The 14,811-nt window shown below is 58.4% G+C and carries 15 protein-coding genes; 8 read left to right on the top strand and 7 right to left on the bottom strand.

Annotated elements, in window-relative coordinates; translation table 11 throughout:
• Positions 1–45: 45 nt before the first annotated feature.
• A complete protein-coding gene (pgi, locus tag IP76_RS00500) occupies positions 46–1,674 on the bottom strand; it encodes a glucose-6-phosphate isomerase (RefSeq protein ID WP_054156215.1) in 1,629 nt (542 codons plus the stop codon).
• A 102-nt stretch (positions 1,675–1,776) separates the two neighbouring features.
• Entirely contained in the window at positions 1,777–3,483 is a 1,707-nt protein-coding gene (locus tag IP76_RS00495; protein WP_054156214.1) for a long-chain fatty acid--CoA ligase, read from the bottom strand.
• A 218-nt stretch (positions 3,484–3,701) separates the two neighbouring features.
• Between IP76_RS00495 and IP76_RS00490 the strand changes: the two genes are divergently transcribed.
• Positions 3,702–4,094: a PRC-barrel domain-containing protein gene (locus tag IP76_RS00490; protein ID WP_054156213.1), complete on the top strand. Its 393-nt coding sequence runs from the start codon at positions 3,702–3,704 to the stop codon at positions 4,092–4,094.
• 460 nt (positions 4,095–4,554) lie between these two features.
• On the opposite strand, the gene IP76_RS00485 is transcribed toward IP76_RS00490, so the two are convergent.
• A complete protein-coding gene (locus IP76_RS00485; protein WP_054156212.1) occupies positions 4,555–5,466 on the bottom strand; it encodes a hypothetical protein in 912 nt (303 codons plus the stop codon).
• A 280-nt stretch (positions 5,467–5,746) separates the two neighbouring features.
• On the opposite strand from IP76_RS00485, the gene IP76_RS00480 reads away from it, so the two are divergent.
• The gene (locus IP76_RS00480; RefSeq protein WP_054156211.1) at positions 5,747–6,013 is read left to right on the top strand and encodes a hypothetical protein; all 267 of its coding nucleotides are present in this window, start codon (positions 5,747–5,749) and stop codon (positions 6,011–6,013) included.
• 202 nt (positions 6,014–6,215) lie between these two features.
• On the opposite strand, the gene IP76_RS00475 is transcribed toward IP76_RS00480, so the two are convergent.
• The gene (locus IP76_RS00475; RefSeq protein WP_054156210.1) at positions 6,216–6,641 is read right to left on the bottom strand and encodes a hypothetical protein; all 426 of its coding nucleotides are present in this window, start codon (positions 6,639–6,641) and stop codon (positions 6,216–6,218) included.
• Between the two features lie 196 nt (positions 6,642–6,837).
• Between IP76_RS00475 and IP76_RS00470 the strand changes: the two genes are divergently transcribed.
• Positions 6,838–7,398, top strand: coding sequence for a recombinase family protein (locus IP76_RS00470; RefSeq protein WP_054156209.1), 561 nt, complete (start codon positions 6,838–6,840; stop codon positions 7,396–7,398).
• Between the two features lie 156 nt (positions 7,399–7,554).
• On the opposite strand, the gene IP76_RS00465 is transcribed toward IP76_RS00470, so the two are convergent.
• Positions 7,555–8,097 (bottom strand): hypothetical protein, encoded by a 543-nt coding sequence (locus IP76_RS00465; protein WP_054156208.1) that lies wholly within the window; start codon positions 8,095–8,097, stop codon positions 7,555–7,557.
• A 369-nt stretch (positions 8,098–8,466) separates the two neighbouring features.
• On the opposite strand from IP76_RS00465, the gene IP76_RS23580 reads away from it, so the two are divergent.
• A complete protein-coding gene (locus IP76_RS23580; protein ID WP_306765455.1) occupies positions 8,467–8,595 on the top strand; it encodes a hypothetical protein in 129 nt (42 codons plus the stop codon).
• Between the two features lie 132 nt (positions 8,596–8,727).
• Here the strand turns inward: IP76_RS23580 and IP76_RS00455 are convergent, their stop codons facing one another.
• Positions 8,728–9,405, bottom strand: a complete 678-nt coding sequence (locus IP76_RS00455) for a hypothetical protein (protein ID WP_156318433.1) — start codon at positions 9,403–9,405, stop codon at positions 8,728–8,730.
• Between the two features lie 1,195 nt (positions 9,406–10,600).
• Between IP76_RS00455 and IP76_RS00450 the strand changes: the two genes are divergently transcribed.
• From IP76_RS00450 to IP76_RS00435, 4 genes are all read left to right on the top strand, one after another.
• Positions 10,601–10,951 carry a hypothetical protein gene (locus IP76_RS00450; RefSeq protein WP_054156205.1) on the top strand — a complete coding sequence of 117 codons (351 nt, stop codon included), beginning with the start codon at positions 10,601–10,603 and terminating at the stop codon, positions 10,949–10,951.
• A gap of 93 nt (positions 10,952–11,044) precedes the next feature.
• Positions 11,045–11,491, top strand: coding sequence for a hypothetical protein (locus IP76_RS00445; protein ID WP_197278289.1), 447 nt, complete (start codon positions 11,045–11,047; stop codon positions 11,489–11,491).
• Positions 11,484–11,885: a helix-turn-helix domain-containing protein gene (locus IP76_RS00440; protein ID WP_054156204.1), complete on the top strand. Its 402-nt coding sequence runs from the start codon at positions 11,484–11,486 to the stop codon at positions 11,883–11,885. Before IP76_RS00445 ends, IP76_RS00440 begins: the two co-directional genes overlap by 8 nt.
• 511 nt (positions 11,886–12,396) lie before the next feature.
• Positions 12,397–12,918, top strand: a complete 522-nt coding sequence (locus IP76_RS00435) for a ribonuclease H (protein ID WP_082352355.1) — start codon at positions 12,397–12,399, stop codon at positions 12,916–12,918.
• Here the strand turns inward: IP76_RS00435 and IP76_RS00430 are convergent.
• Positions 12,888–14,540, bottom strand: coding sequence for a hypothetical protein (locus IP76_RS00430; RefSeq protein ID WP_156318431.1), 1,653 nt, complete (start codon positions 14,538–14,540; stop codon positions 12,888–12,890). The genes IP76_RS00435 and IP76_RS00430 overlap by 31 nt on opposite strands.
• Positions 14,541–14,811: the final 271 nt, after the last annotated feature.

Here is a 14,811-nt window from a genome sequence, read left to right as displayed (position 1 = left end):
GGAACTTCCCGGCCTTTTGTTGATGTGCTCACACTTGGCAACAGCTTAACCCTGTCGCCGCTCCGCCAGCGCCGAGATCAGCCCGACTGTCGAGCTGTCATGCCCGGTCGCAGCAACCTTGCCCTGCACCACCGGCAACAGCCCCGTCGCCAGTTCCTTGCCGAGTTCCACGCCCCACTGGTCAAACGAGTTGATCCGGAAGATCACGCCTTCAACGAAGACACGGTGTTCGTAGAGCGCGATCAGGCTGCCAAGGCGGAAGGGCGTCAGTTGCTCATAGACGAAGGTGATCGATGGGCGGTTGCCGGAAAACACGCGGTGCGGCGCGAGGAAATCTGCCTCTTCGTCGGGCACGCCCTTCGCCGTCAGCTGGCTCTTGGCTTCTGCAAGTGTGCGGCCCTTCATCAGCGCTTCCGACTGCGCCAGGCAATTGGCGATCAGGAGTTCGTGCTGGTGGCGCAGTTCCGGCTCGAAGCCATTGGCGGCGATCAGGAACTCGGCCGGGATCACGCTCGTGCCCTGGTGGATCAGCTGGTAGAAGGCGTGCTGGCCATTGGTGCCGGGCTCGCCCCAGACGACGGGGCCCGAGGCACCCTGAACCGGCTTGCCGTCGATGGTGACGCTCTTGCCGTTTGATTCCATATCGAGCTGCTGCAGATAGGCCGGGAACCGCGACAGGCGCTGGTCATAGGGCAGGATCGCCCGCGTTGGATAGTTCAGGGCCTTGCGATGATAGGCGCCGAGCGCGCCGAGCAACATCGGCAGGTTGGTGCGGAATGGGGCGGTGCGGAAATGCTCGTCCATCGCATGCGCGCCGTCGAGAAACTGGCCAAAGTTTTCCGGTCCGACCGCGATCATCAGCGGCAGGCCGATCGCCGACCAGATGGAATAACGTCCGCCGACCCAATCCCAGAAGCCGAAGACGCGGGACTGGTCGATACCAAAGGCAGCGACCTTGTCGAGCGCGGTTGAGACGGCGCAGAAATGATGCCCGACGGCGGCCTCGCCCAAAGTGTCTGCAATGAATTTGCGCGCCGTCTGCGCATTCGTCATCGTCTCGATGGTCGTGAAGGTCTTGGATGCAGCGATGAAAAGGGTGGTCTCGGCGTTGAGCGTCTTCAGCGTGTCGGCGATATGCGCGCCATCGATATTGGAGACGAAATGCGCATTCGGGCCGTCATGGAAGGGGGCGAGCGCCAGGGTTGCCATAACAGGCCCAAGGTCAGAGCCGCCAATGCCGATATTGACCACGTCGGTAATTGCCTTACCGGTCGCGCCTTTGATCGCGCCCGAGCGGATACCCTCGGCGAACGTACCCATGGCCGCGAGCACGCCATTGACGTCGGGCATCACGTCCTGGCCATCGACCATCACCGGGCGGTTGGAGCGATTGCGCAGTGCCGTATGCAGAACGGCGCGGCCTTCGGTGAAGTTGATCGGTTCGCCGGCAAACATGGCGTCGCGCTTGTCGGCCACGCCGGCGGCCTGCAGAAGTTCCTCCAGCAGGTCGAGCACTTCGTCGTTCACCGCGCATTTGGAATAATCCATCAGCAGATCATCGAGCGATGCGGAAAACCGCGAAAACCGTCCGGGATCGGCGGCGAAAGCCGCGCGCAGGTCTTCGGCATGGGTGGCAGCAGCCGCGCTTGTCAGCTTGTCGATGATAGATTGCATCGGAATGTCCCTGGTTCGACGATGATGCCGGGGACCTTATTAGCAGCTTGAGACGGGATCAAGACTAAGGGGAGGCTTGCGCCTCCCCAAATTTAAATCGATTTATTTTCCGTCTCGCAGTTCGCGTCGCAGGATCTTGCCGACATTGGTCTTTGGCAGTTCGTCACGAAACTCGATAAAGCGTGGGCGCTTGTAGTTGGTCAGGTTGGCCGCGCAATGCGCCTTCAGATCCTCGATGGTCAGCGCCGGATCCTTCTTGACCACGAAAAGCTTGACCGCTTCGCCCGAATGACCATCCGGCACGCCAACCGCTGCGCATTCCATCACGCCGGCATGCATCGCGGCCACTTCCTCGATCTCGTTTGGATAAACGTTGAAGCCGGAGACGAGGATCATGTCCTTCTTCCGGTCGACGATCTTGGTATAGCCGCGTTCATCCATCAGGCCCATGTCGCCGGAGCGGAAGAAGCCGTCTGCGCTCATGACCTTGGCCGTTTCTTCCGGCCGTTCCCAGTAGCCTGCCATGACCTGTGGTCCGCGAATGCAGATTTCTCCCACCTCGCCGAGTGGCAGTGTGTTGCCGTCCTCGTCGCGGATTTCGATATCGGTCGAGGGCAGGGGCAGGCCGATCATCCCACTGAATTCACGCGCATCGAGCCGGTTGACGGTCGCAACCGGCGACGTCTCCGAAAGCCCGTAGCCTTCGGTGATCGGCCGCCCTGTCATCTGCAGCCAGCGTTCGGCCACCGGCCGCTGGATTGCCATGCCGCCGCCCAGCACCAGCATCAGGGATGAAAAGTCGAGCTTCTTGAACTCCGGATTGTTCATCATCGCATTGAACAGCGTGTTGAGGCCGGGGAAGATATGCGACTTGAAGCCCTGCAATTCCTTGATAAAGCCCGGAATGTCACGCGGATTGGCAATCAGCAGGTTATGGCCGCCCAACGCCACGCCCATGAGCGAGTTCACTGTCAGCGCAAAGATGTGGTAAAGCGGCAGGGCGCAAACAAAGTTCAGAACATCTGGCCGCGACTGGCTGGCAAAGGCTGCTTCCAGCCACAGCGCAATCTGCTGCTTGTTGGCCAGCAGATTGGCGTGGGTCAGCGTGGCGCCCTTGGAAACGCCGGTGGTGCCGCCGGTATATTGCAGGAAAGCCACGTCGCTGGATGCGACATCGACTGGCTTCAGCGTCCTTTTCGCGCCCTCAGCCAGCATCGCCTTGAAGCTCGTATGGCCGGGAATGGTCCAGGCGGGGACGAGCTTCTTTACCTTGCGCACGACCAGGTTGACGATATGTCCCTTAAGGCCAAGCATGTCGCCCATGGTGCAGACAACGACATGCTTGATGCCGGTGCGATCGACCACTTGTTGGACCGTATGGGCAAAGTTTTCCAGAACAAGGATTGCCTTCGCGCCACTGTCCTTCAGCTGGTGTTCCAGTTCGCGCGGCGTGTAGAGCGGATTGACATTGACCACGATCATGCCAGCGCGAAGGATGCCGTAAACCGTTACCGGGTTCTGCAGGATGTTCGGCGTCATCACCGCGACACGGTCACCTTTGGCCAGACCCTTCGACTGCAACCAGGCGCCAACCTTGCGCGATTGCTCTTCCAACTCGCGGAAGGTCATGCTGCGGCCCATGCTGGAAAAGGCGAGGCGGTCCGAATAGCGCGCGCAGCTTGCTTCAAACAGAGCGCCGAGCGAGGCATGCGCATGAGGCGCAATTTCTGCGGGCACTGAATCAGGGTACGAGTTCAGCCAGATCTTCTCGGCGGCGCGTCCGCTCAGGCGGCCCATGGTTTCTGTCATTTATTCCTCCCGAACCGAATTGTCTTTTGCACCCGGTGTAGCACGAGTTCCTCCCCAGGACCCGAAAGCTTAAGCTTTCGCCGCTACGGCGCAAGTCAGATCACGCTATCTAACCTTGACGTAAACGTCAACAATTCTGCGCTGCCCCCTTGGTAGGGGAACCAAGGCGTGCCCAAGTCGTTATTCCCCCGACAGGAGTTCACCAAGGGAGAAAGCTAATGTTGCAGGAAAATCCGACTGTTGCCGGTCAAGACCCCTACGCCAAGGACACCCTGAGCTTGATCGCCAGCGACAAGGTTGAGGGCACGGCAGTCTATGGTCGCGAAGGCGAGCGGATCGGCTCGGTCAAGCGCATTGTACTGGAAAAGCGCGGTGGCCGTGTCGCCTATGCCGTGCTGAGTTTCGGCGGCATCTGGGGTATCGGTGATGATTACTATCCCTTGCCGTGGGAAAAGCTGACCTACGATGAAAGCCTTGATGGCTATCGGATCGACATGACCAAGGACCAGATCGAGGCAGCACCCCGCTACCGTGATGACAGCGAAGAATGGTATCGCAACAACGGGCGCTCGGTTTACGACTACTACGGCGTACCGCCGTATTGGATGTGAGGCAGCAATTTCTGACCCAGGGCCTCGCTTTTGCGGGGCCCTTTTTCATGAGCGACAGGTTATGGCGATTTGGACGGCAGCGTAATCGCGCTGCAGCAGGAGAGACGTCAATCAACCCGCCCGAGCCCGTACTAGAACCTACGGCACCCGCGCCCGGGCTTCTCCTGCCACGAATTGAGCGATCCGGAAAGTGCGATTCGGCGCCAACGCACAACCAGGTGACACACGTACGACTGATGTGATGATAGTACTGTGTTGTGGATTTGGAAAAATGGTGCCGCTTGCAGGAAGCGGGGCCTATCAGCCATTTCCCCTGAAAACCTTGGCTTTCAAGAACTCGAACTAGACGCGTGTGTAACAGTTCTGTGCATCACGACCTCCGGGACTGTCAACTCGCAATTTTAGCCAAGGCAGCGCAGCCCACAGGGGGGCGTCGCTGTAATCAGAAATGGCGCGCGGATCACTTCCCTGCAATTTCCTTTGGCTTGTAGATGCCAGCGATCTGCTCTGCTTGTGACTTGCCTCCGGCCAATACGTTGGCCTTCTTGAGGATGTACTCAGGGTACTTGGTTGGCAGGTACACAGTACGGAACCAACGCCGAAATTCAGCCAGGGCTTCGTCAGGATAAGCCCAAGGGGTCTGCGGATTGCTCACCGACTGCGGATAGTATGACGGGTAGTTGTGTTGGAATCTGATCCTCTGGCCGTACTTGGTATCCAAGTCTGTATCGGTCCAGTAACGACCCCAGTGTGAACCGACACTGATGTCAGGAATAGTTTTTTCGCTGACCGGGAGACCAGCTCTGATCAAGTCGACAACCATGCCGGTCGTTTCTTTGAACAAGATGAAGTGCTCAGGTGGGGATGCATCCTGCAACAGGGACACCCGGTCGTTGAAGTACTGCCATTGGTCGGTTGGACGATAACCAAGCGCGTCGTAGATGAACTTATTAAGGCCGTAGCGCGCCAGTCGCCTGAAATTGGCAAGCGCCGTCTCGTTGGTGCGCTGTGACTCGAAGGCGAAGAACTCGATAAAAGCCATGCAAACGAGTTCAGGATATGCGTAATGGGCAGAGCCGTTGCGCTCGATCTCCATGTAGAGCGTCGGCGCGTCATAACCCGCCTCCCGCAGATAGTTTGCGAAGAAGCTTGCGCGGCTGCGTGCCTCATATTCAAAGCCGAAATTGTCTTCCCACTCTTTGCTGATCTCTTGGATGGTGGAGCGGGCGGCCCCCGCAATCGCGGATAGACCACGTTGAGTTAAGTAGGCCATCCCGTTTTCAAGGATGCCCATCTCAATGCCATTTACGTCAGCTTCGATCTCAATTCCAAGGTCCAGTCTAAGCTGTCGAGCGGTGGCCGGAAGTGCCATGCGAAGTTCTCCTAACTTGCTGAAAGAAATCATCTTTCAGGTGGCCGGTTTGCGCGTGAGCGCGCAGGGAATCGTTTGTGGTCAGACAACTATGAAGTTTACCAGAGTGCCGGGGTAACTAGAAGTCTCGCATGGTGGATAACCCCGAGCGTTTTCATTGTCCTTCGCGCACACCCACGTCTTACGCTTGCCCTAAGCCCGGCCTTGCGCCATACCCAGCGGCGGCGGCATCCACACGACTTCTAACCAGACCATATGCGGCGGTCTCACGGGACTAGCCATGTCGCAAGAACGAGGTGCTTTCCTCTCCTCCGACCTATCCTGCCTGAAGGTGCGGGTCGGCTGCGAACGATGCAAGCTGAAGCGCCAATTCGATGGCAATGCCCTAATTGATCGGGTCGGACGGAATGAGCCGCTTCCCGGCTTGCTGACCCGCATCGCCGTGGGCCTTGGCTGCGACCTCAACATTGCACCGACCCCGAACGGCTTGCGTTGCGCGATGCGTTACGAATACCCGACCGGTTGGGACTTGAAGGGGCTGCGATAGGAAGGCCCCGGATGTTTTTTGGGGTCGGATATTCTCGCGGGCATATCCCTGATCAGGCGCGCGCAGGTTCCCCCGTGGCCCGGCCCGGCGATCCTCTCAGCCCTCGCGGTCGGGGTGGCTTCGGCTCACCATGAGGCCCGGCCTTTGGATAGCGTGAGGCAGGGGCGGCACGATGGCCAGACCAGAGCCGGTCAGGTTGGCGTCAGGGCGTGTCTCTGGAAAGCTGGCGTGGCAAGCGCTTTGCAGCCGGTAGGCCGAGCTTGGCCCGTTCCTCGTTTATCTGCGGCAAGCACATCTGAATGATCCCGTAGAAAAGAACCGGTGAAGGTCCGTACTGCCCATCAACCGGGAATTCCTTGTAGTGGTTGTTGACCAACTCCAAGGCCCGCTCTGCGTCGAAGGCTTGCCGGTCGAAGCATGTTAGGATGCCTTCGCGCCGTGCCGTGTCATCCTTCGGCTCGCCCTCTATTGCGATTTGCAGGAGGGTATCCACCGCCCCGGCGAGATAGACCAGTTGCGATTGCTGCGGCATCTCCTTCCACTTGGCGTAATTGTCGACAAAGCCCGCCATGGCTTGGGCTGGGATCAGTGCGGCTAGTGCAGCCAAGGCAAGTCTATTCGCTCTCATGTGGGCAAGCTCTCCATCCATACAAGAAGCCATACCCGGAACATCGCGACACCGCTAGCCAGTCCCACAAGACCCTGCCCGTGTGGCACTGTCTCAGGCTGGCCAAAAGCAGTGCCACAAGAATGGGTATTGACTTTTGAGACGGTCGGTATCATTCAGTTTATGACTTCAATGGCACTGACTGGAGACCAGACCCATGACCGCCGCCCTCGTAGGATATGCCCGCACCTCGACCCTCGACCAGATCGCCGGGCTTGACGCTCAGCTTCGCGACCTGACGGAAGCCGGATGCTCCAAGGTCTTCCAAGAGCAAGTCTCGTCGGTCGATACCAAGCGCCCGGAACTGGAGCGCGTCCTTGAATACGTGCGGGAGGGCGACACCCTCGTAGTGACCAAGCTCGACCGTTTGGCCCGTTCCATGGCGAACCTGATGGAGATCATGGGCAAGCTGACCAAGAAGGGCGTAAGCCTGAAGGTCTTGGCCCTCAATCTCGACACTTCGACCCCGACCGGGAAGCTCATGCTTAACATGCTGGGGTCTATCGCGGAGTTCGAACGCGACCTGATGCTTGAACGTCAGCGGGAAGGCATCGCCAAAGCAAAGGCGGAAGGCAAGTATCAAGGCCGGGCACCGACCGCACGGCGCAAGGTGGACGATATCAAGCGTCTGAAGGCTGAGGGAAAGACCGCGGATGCGATTGCCGCAGAGTTGGGGATCGGTCGCTCCAGCGTCTTCCGGGTCTTGCGGGAGGGCTGAGGCCCTTTCGTTACCCTTTTTCAGAATGTTCAGCGTTGAACATTATAGGGATCATCCACGCGGGCGCATCTGTTCATATTTCGACCGCAGCCCATCCGACCGCACCGCCTAACGCCCGGCTAGTGGAAGGTCGCGGGTCTGTGCGCATCGGCCAAATCAAGGCTCCCCTTTTCGGAAGTAAAGGGCAATCTTCACAAATAGGACGGTCAGATTGCCAGAGAATGCAACCCCGACGGCAAAGCTGATAAAGTTCACTTGATGGGGATAACCGAATACTGGAGCAAATGTCTGACACCGGCTGCCAGTGCAATGAAGCTGCCCTGAGTAAGAGTTTAGATAATCAAAAAAGCAAAAAGCGCATATAACCAGTATAGTTACAACATAGTCATACTCATCATAAGTTTTCAGTATGTGTCGGCCCCTTATCAGGGCAATCACGAAGAGCAAGGATACAAAAAAGAGCGTCAAGCCGTATGCAATAATGAACAACATGAAAGACGGAAAAGGAGGACCAATCAAACGAGAGGTCACAAGGGCCAGCAATGGAGCCATAAACATTGCGGCGTACAACTCGCTATTCCGTATTGCGCCGTCTCGGATCACCGGCTTTGAGAGAAACAAATAGACATAAAATCCAATTGACGTGGGAGCGGCGACCCAAACGAACGGCGAGAGTTGTTCCAGCAGGAATGCGATCACGCAGATACCGCCGACCGTATGAACTCCAAACAGTGGCCGATTAGATCAAGCCTTGGCGCTCTTTCTGTGGTCTTGTTCATAGGCTGTCCTACAAAGTTCTTAACGTGCCCCCCGCTACCTGACGACGGCAAGGCGCAGCACCGGGTTGTAACCATACCGCATCAGGTGACAACCACAAGTCAGCCCGAAGCCCGTCCACATGCTTGCACATCCCGAAGCATCCCGTCGCCAATTCCCAAGTTATTCCAATGGCCTAGACAATAAGCTTTCACATCGGCAAGTGTGGTTGTTACCCGGTCCTCGGCGTGCATAGTCATGGTGATCGGCACCGCATCAAGCGGGCCGAACGCCAACGAAAGGACCATCCCAATGACCATCCAGACCGCCGCCTTCGAAGTCGCCGCAAACCGCCGCTATCTCTTCATCGAGACCCGCGCCTTCGCCTTCTTCTGGGACTTCTCAGCCCGTCCGGTCGTCAACCGCAAGGCCCGTCGCTGACGCTGGCCATCTGCAACAGCCACCAGTAAGCCCAAGGAAGCGAGGCAGGACAGCGATAGGCAATGACCGCCGCCGTTCTCTGGTCGCGCTCCTCGCGTCTGTGAGGGCCGATTGCAGGGCGGGAGCGGTGGCCTATGCCGGTTTGTTAATCAGCAGTTCCGCTGTGCTGCCTATCTCGGGCGCCTCACGTCTGATTTCAGCCGAAACCTGCTTAGCTTCCGCTATCGCGTGCCATCTGTGACCATCCTCGATTAGTGGTCCGATCCGAGAAGCATAGCGACGCATTCTTTCAATGAAGCCGATGGGGTCGGCGTCAAAAGAGATTTGGGGGGTTTCAAGGCCAAGCTTATTCAGCGTCAACTCCAAAGACAGACACTTGTTGACCCACCGCTCAATTGCGTCCCACGGCGGTAACGTATCGCCCCGCCTAATCTCAGTCTCCAACTCCGCCAACCTCTGCTCCATCTCCGAGAGCTTCACACCCGCTGCGCGCATGTCGAGCGCCCGACTGCGGTCAAATCGTGCCGCCAATCGAAGTAAGACGATTGCAGCGAAGGCACCAATCATCGACCACCCCAGCGCCTTTACCCATTCTGTCGTCAATACGTCTTGAACTATCGCGGCGAACGGCTCGGCCCAAGGCGTCGTAGTGATCCCGAAAGTACCCAGAAGCGCAGATAGGAACGGCTCCAGCAGTACCGTGCTAAATGCCGTAGCAAGTGCGGTAATCACGTATCGAATTAGATTGGTGAGTTTGACCATATTGCCCCGATGAAGTCTTTCTCTCTGTGCGCCTTGGATACGTTTCACTTCAGGCTATCGTGCAGCATCATCAACTCCGTCCACCCAGGATGTCAAAGCTCGCCTAGTCTGGCAAAAGACCTAACAACTCCTCTTTGGTCTCTGGCAAGCATCGCCCCGCTTTGGGAGTGGTCGAGGTTCCGCGAAGAGCGTGAGGGGTAGGCCCGGCCATTTGCGACGTACCTGTGGAGCGTTGGCAATCAATACGACACACCTGAGGACGACAGGCCAATACCACACCCCTTCGAAGGCATCGGCAATACGACACCCCTTCGGAAAGCGCGACCTAACCACACGCCTTTGGTCTTTGGCCTAACGACACACCTGAGGAGCATCACCGCGACAACACCGGTCCCGGATCAATACCCCTTCCCTTTGGACGGCAGCCCGGAGATGCGGACCTAACCACCACCCTTGGAGTGCAGGACAATTACAACTCACCTTTGGTATTCGGGCAATTACCACACGCCATAGATCTGTCGGCGAATACGACTACCCATAGAAGCACAGGTAATACCCCTCGCCTTGGGGCAGCGCACGACCACCGCCGACCTAACCACTTCCCTTTGGTCTGCACACAAAACCCTGCGCCTTTGGTCTGCATCCGCACGAATGCGCCCGGCACGACTAAACCCCTCCACTTAGGTTCGACGGTAATACCCCCCATCTTAGGCGTGCATCAGGAACGCCGACGGCCTGACCTAACCCCGCACCTGAGGACCGCAGCCAATACCCCCACCCTTGGAGCATTCGGCCAATACCACGTCACTTAGGTCCGCAGGGAATTACCCCGCACCTTTGGTCTGCAATCAATACAACTCGCCTGAGAAGCATCAGGCCCGGCGCAGGGCATCCTAACCCCTCGCCTTGGGCGCAACCGATGGCCCGACCTAACCCCCCGCCTTCGGGACAGACGACAGGGACCCGCCGCCCGCCGACCTAACCACATCACTTCGAGGTCTTTTGCCCATCCCCGCATCTTCGAGGACCGCGACCCGCTCCTCATCCTGCACTGACACGCCAAGCCCTTTCTTCCTCAATCGCCACCATCGCACCGCCTGACGCCTCCGCCTGTTCGTGGCTGGTCAGAGTGGATCATCGCGCCCTGCCGGTGCGCCTTGGCCGCGATTGCCGGGGGAAGGGGCTTGGCATGTGAGCGCAGGACGCTCGCACACCCACAACACGAAACGAAAGCACCAGCCACATGCACAAGAACATCAAAACCAAGCGCCCGGTGCGCTTTTCCGACGACGGCCTGACGGTCTTCGTAGACCTCGCCTCTGGCCAGACTGCCATGGTTGACCGCGACGACCATGAGCGGTGCCTCAGCGAAGGGCTGTCTCTGAATTGGTATCTGGCCAAGGACCGCGCAGGAAACAACTACGTGGTCGTCTATGCGCCGCGCCTCGGCAACATCTTCACCGTGTCCCGCTACATCATGCGTGCCGGTCGCGGCGAAGTGATCTCTTACTACAACGGCAACCGCCTTGACCTCCGCAAAGCCAATCTCCGGCGCGGTGAAGGTGCGGCCCGGCGTGCACTCGACGCAGCCTGATCGACCCCCATCACAACCTCACCAAGAAAGGCCCTCGGCATCACTGCCGGGGGTCTCTTCGCATCTACCCATCTGGACAAGGCACCCAGACCAATGACTGACAAGACTACCCACCTGACCGTGATCATTGAACTGGTCGGCGCATACACGGCCCGCCACGTTGAGAGCGGCACGACCGTTGACCTCACCTCCAAACGCAATCGCAGCACGACCCGCAGCCCCTTGCCGGTGCTTTGCCGGGAACTGGTCGCGCAAGGCTTCGACCCCGAGACCCGCGCTCACGTGATCCGCAAGGCCATCGACGGCCCCGGCTTCATCCCGGTCTTCAAGAGAGACCGCAAGCTAGGCGTTTGGGCAGAGCTTGACGCGGTCGAGAACGAACGGACCCCGCCGCGTATCACGAAATACAAGCCGTTCCCTTCTGATGCGGTCGAGCCGATTTTCGCACGGGAAACCGTCGCGGCTACCTCAGGCCCAGCCGACCCGACAACGCTTGAAATTGGCGTCCACCGACTACCGGGAAATGCCGTTCATGCGTGATGCTACCGAGTTCCAGCACAAAGCCATCTTAGCGCTGGCCGAAAGCGGCGCCTCTCGCGAGTATATGGCCGATCTGATGGGCATCTCTTTGCGCAGCGTGCGGCGATACCTCAACAGCGATTGCCCGGCCTATGCCGACGAGGTGGCCGAAAGGGCTGCGCGAGAAGCGGAGTTCGCCCGCCGCCGTTCGATCCATGCCGTTACGCCGTTCGTTGACGAGGACGAAGAGGCCAAGGCGGTGGCAACGCGGTCGGTCTCGCGGAAGGTGCGCGTGAAGGCCCGGCGCATAGGCGAATTGCTGAAGGCTGGCCATACCCAAGCCGTTATTGCACGGGAGACCGGGATACCTCGACAGACCGTCTCACGCATTGCGAAGACCGTCCTTGCGGCCTGAGACCCCGGCCAATTAGGTGGCCAAATTCGAGGCGCAGAAATGGGTCAAAATCCGAGATAAACGATTGATCGCATTTACTAATTGTCGATTTGTCGATGACCCATTCTGCTTATATAGTAATAGCCTTTGGCCATTCTGTAAGCTTAGCCTACAAGACCGGGAAGACGATGAAGACCCGATTATTGGGACCTGATCATCATCTCCAATCTGACAGCACAACCTAACGCTCTGCCAAAAGCTCAGCCTATCGCTCTTCTGTAAGCGGATGATCATCATCAGGGTATCCCACCATGATCATCAGTCTCACAGCACAGCGTGAAGCTTAGCCTATGGAAGAGCGTGGGGGGCTGCTGTCAGAGGTGATCACCATCACGGGTCTTTCCAAATCCGGTCTTCCACATCCCAGCGGTCTTGGGCGCAGCTCACAGCGCAGCGTCAAGCCTTGCCTGAGGCAGGGCCGCACACGTCCAGACCGCTTCATCCATCAGACCCCACAATGAAAGAAACACCGATGAGTACAATCGAGACCGCAGAACACGTGACCAATAGCCTAGATGCAATTCCCGCAGAGGCGACGGTCGAAATCTACACAGACGGCGCGTGCCTAGAAAATCCAGGTCCGGCTGCGGGTGCGTTCGCCATCGTCTATCAAGGTAAGGCGATCCACAGCGCCGCCCGGTTCTATGGGAACGGGACCAACAACACGGCCGAACTGACGGCAGCCCTCGACGGTCTCCGCGCCCTTGGCGACCGCAACGCTGATCTGAAGGTGACGCTGCTATCCGACAGCAATCAGGTGATCCAAGCCATGAATGTTTGGCTGGCCAACTGGAAGGCCCAAGGCTGGCGAAGGGGAGGCGGGAAGCCTGTAGCGAACCGACCTCTCTATGAGGAGCTGGACGCTGTTGCACAGACCTTCGCCTCGCTCCACTGGAAGCACATCAAAGGTCACGCCGGGCACGAGTTCAATGAACTGGTCGACGGGCTGGCCAATGGCGCGGCTCAGGCTGGGGCGGCAATGGCTAAGGCTTGATCCTTGCCAGTGACAGCGGCCTCTAGATCAATCTTCGCGATTGCCGATAGCATGTCTTCGGCGCTCGCGTGATAGTACCGGCCACCCTCATTCGCCGCTGCATGGCCTTGGATCGCGTCGGCCAATCGGTCGGTGCATCCGGTCCGGCCAAGCTCTGTCTTTACCCAGCGCCGCCATGCGTGGTTTGGGGCCTTGCGCGGGTCGGTGATGCCAAGCTCCCTGACCCATGCCGCCAGCCTGTTAGAGACGCCTTTCGACGGGTGCTTCTGCTCGTCGCTCTGCGGTTCCGCTGGCTTGGCCTTGGTGCCGCCGTAAAAGAGAGGACCGTTGCCCCGTGCCTTCACGAAGTCTAGGAAGCCATCCGCAATCAGCGTGGGGTGGATCGGGATGATACGCTCAGACGTGTCGTTCTTGATCCGGCCACCATCCGGGGCAGGGGTGATCTTGATGCAGGGAAGGCCATCAACCGTGACGACCATCGACCCCCAAAGCTGCGCAAGCTCCGCAACACGGGCGCCTGATGCAGCCTGAAGCCATGGTATCCAGCGGAGATATGCGGCCTTCTTCAACCGTGATGCCCGCAGGATCAGCGCCACCTCTTCGCGTGAGAAGGGTAAGCGCCCGGTTCCGGCTTGGACCTTCTGCTTTGCCTTCACCTTGTCGAACGGGTTTTCTGTGATCCCCGTGGTCTCTGCATTTTCGACCGAATAGCCATACAACCGGCGCATGGTCGCAAGGAAAGACATGTCGATCCGCTGAAGACCCGCCGCCACAAGGTCATCTTTCCAACGTAGCGCATCAGCACGCGTCACACGGCGCGGATCATCATGGCCGACGAACGCCTTGAACCTCTTCAGGATGCCACGCCAGCGGGTGAGGGTCGCCGGGGCATGGGTTCCTATGCTCTTCCATTTGTCGAAGAGTTCATCGAACGTCTGAACGCCTCCGACCACGTCCGGCTTTCGCGGGGCCACAAGAGGCGCATAGCGTGCCGTGGTAGGATCGGGCGCATAGTTCGCCGCTCGCCGCATGTTCAAGACCTTGACTGCCTCTGCAAGCGTGTCGGGCATGGCCTCCAAGAAGTCGATACGCGACCGTTCGCTCAGTGCAATGCCAAGACTTGTAGCCGTCCCGCTAATGAAGGCCTCCAAGTCGAGCCATTTACCCACCGCCGCGATGGCCCTTTGCCGTCCCGCCTCAGTGCAGTGGTCGATATTGTACCGAGCCTCCAGCGCATCGCTTGCCATGATCTCCAATTCAAGGGCGGTCGGTGGGTTCTCTTCGCGGGGCGTGACGATATGTCGATACAGTTCCCCGCAAAGGGCGTTGATCTGTTTGAAGGTGAGGTCTTCAGGCCCGCGTCGGGCTGCTTCGAAGAATGCGTTGACCTGTTGTTGAGCGGCAGCGTTCCGGGCGTTCCGTAGCGTAGTTTGCGCGGTGCGCAGCGAGAAGACGACCGTTTCTCCTATCTTGGTCTGAACAGTGAACGTCTCGGAAGACCCAAGCTCGACCGGGAGACGCGCAACGAAGACCTGACCGCGAAGGCTCTCTACTAGGTCGGTCGGTACTCGCTGCCTGAATTGAGCGTTGGCGCTGTTGTTTCTTTTCGTGGGTCTTGCCATCCGAAAAACCATGCGTGTGCATTCCTGTTGTGTAACAGTACGCGCCCAACAAGCTCTTGAAAAGCCGAAACAAAAGGAAATTCAACGACCAGGAAGGTGGATGGTGCCGCTTGCAGGACTCGAACCTGCGACCCCATCATTACGAATGATGAGTAGACTGATATGCGCTGATACGGATCGATAACTAATGATGCGGTCTGATATCGTAAAGAATTGAAAAATAATGATATAATCCGTTACATTGAATGTCGAAAGGTTCCTAGGCGTTTCT

It is taken from the genome of Rhizobium sp. AAP43 (assembly GCF_001296045.1).
Lineage (GTDB): Bacteria > Pseudomonadota > Alphaproteobacteria > Rhizobiales > Rhizobiaceae > Allorhizobium.
Note: the sequence above shows the minus strand (reverse complement) of the source record. Positions and strands in the feature narration are given on the sequence as shown.

What these genes read in the sequence shown, in the direction of transcription:
- pgi (WP_054156215.1), bottom strand. Translation starts at nt 1,674, where the DNA reads ATGCAATCTATCATCGACAAGCTGACAAGCGCGGCTGCTGCCACCCAT.
- IP76_RS00495 (WP_054156214.1), bottom strand. Translation starts at nt 3,483, where the DNA reads ATGACAGAAACCATGGGCCGCCTGAGCGGACGCGCCGCCGAGAAGATC.
- IP76_RS00490 (WP_054156213.1), top strand. Translation starts at nt 3,702, where the DNA reads ATGTTGCAGGAAAATCCGACTGTTGCCGGTCAAGACCCCTACGCCAAG.
- IP76_RS00485 (WP_054156212.1), bottom strand. Translation starts at nt 5,466, where the DNA reads ATGGCACTTCCGGCCACCGCTCGACAGCTTAGACTGGACCTTGGAATT.
- IP76_RS00480 (WP_054156211.1), top strand. Translation starts at nt 5,747, where the DNA reads ATGTCGCAAGAACGAGGTGCTTTCCTCTCCTCCGACCTATCCTGCCTG.
- IP76_RS00475 (WP_054156210.1), bottom strand. Translation starts at nt 6,641, where the DNA reads ATGAGAGCGAATAGACTTGCCTTGGCTGCACTAGCCGCACTGATCCCA.
- IP76_RS00470 (WP_054156209.1), top strand. Translation starts at nt 6,838, where the DNA reads ATGACCGCCGCCCTCGTAGGATATGCCCGCACCTCGACCCTCGACCAG.
- IP76_RS23580 (WP_306765455.1), top strand. Translation starts at nt 8,467, where the DNA reads ATGACCATCCAGACCGCCGCCTTCGAAGTCGCCGCAAACCGCCGCTAT.
- IP76_RS00450 (WP_054156205.1), top strand. Translation starts at nt 10,601, where the DNA reads ATGCACAAGAACATCAAAACCAAGCGCCCGGTGCGCTTTTCCGACGAC.
- IP76_RS00445 (WP_197278289.1), top strand. Translation starts at nt 11,045, where the DNA reads ATGACTGACAAGACTACCCACCTGACCGTGATCATTGAACTGGTCGGC.
- IP76_RS00440 (WP_054156204.1), top strand. Translation starts at nt 11,484, where the DNA reads ATGCGTGATGCTACCGAGTTCCAGCACAAAGCCATCTTAGCGCTGGCC.
- IP76_RS00435 (WP_082352355.1), top strand. Translation starts at nt 12,397, where the DNA reads ATGAGTACAATCGAGACCGCAGAACACGTGACCAATAGCCTAGATGCA.
- IP76_RS00430 (WP_156318431.1), bottom strand. Translation starts at nt 14,540, where the DNA reads ATGGCAAGACCCACGAAAAGAAACAACAGCGCCAACGCTCAATTCAGG.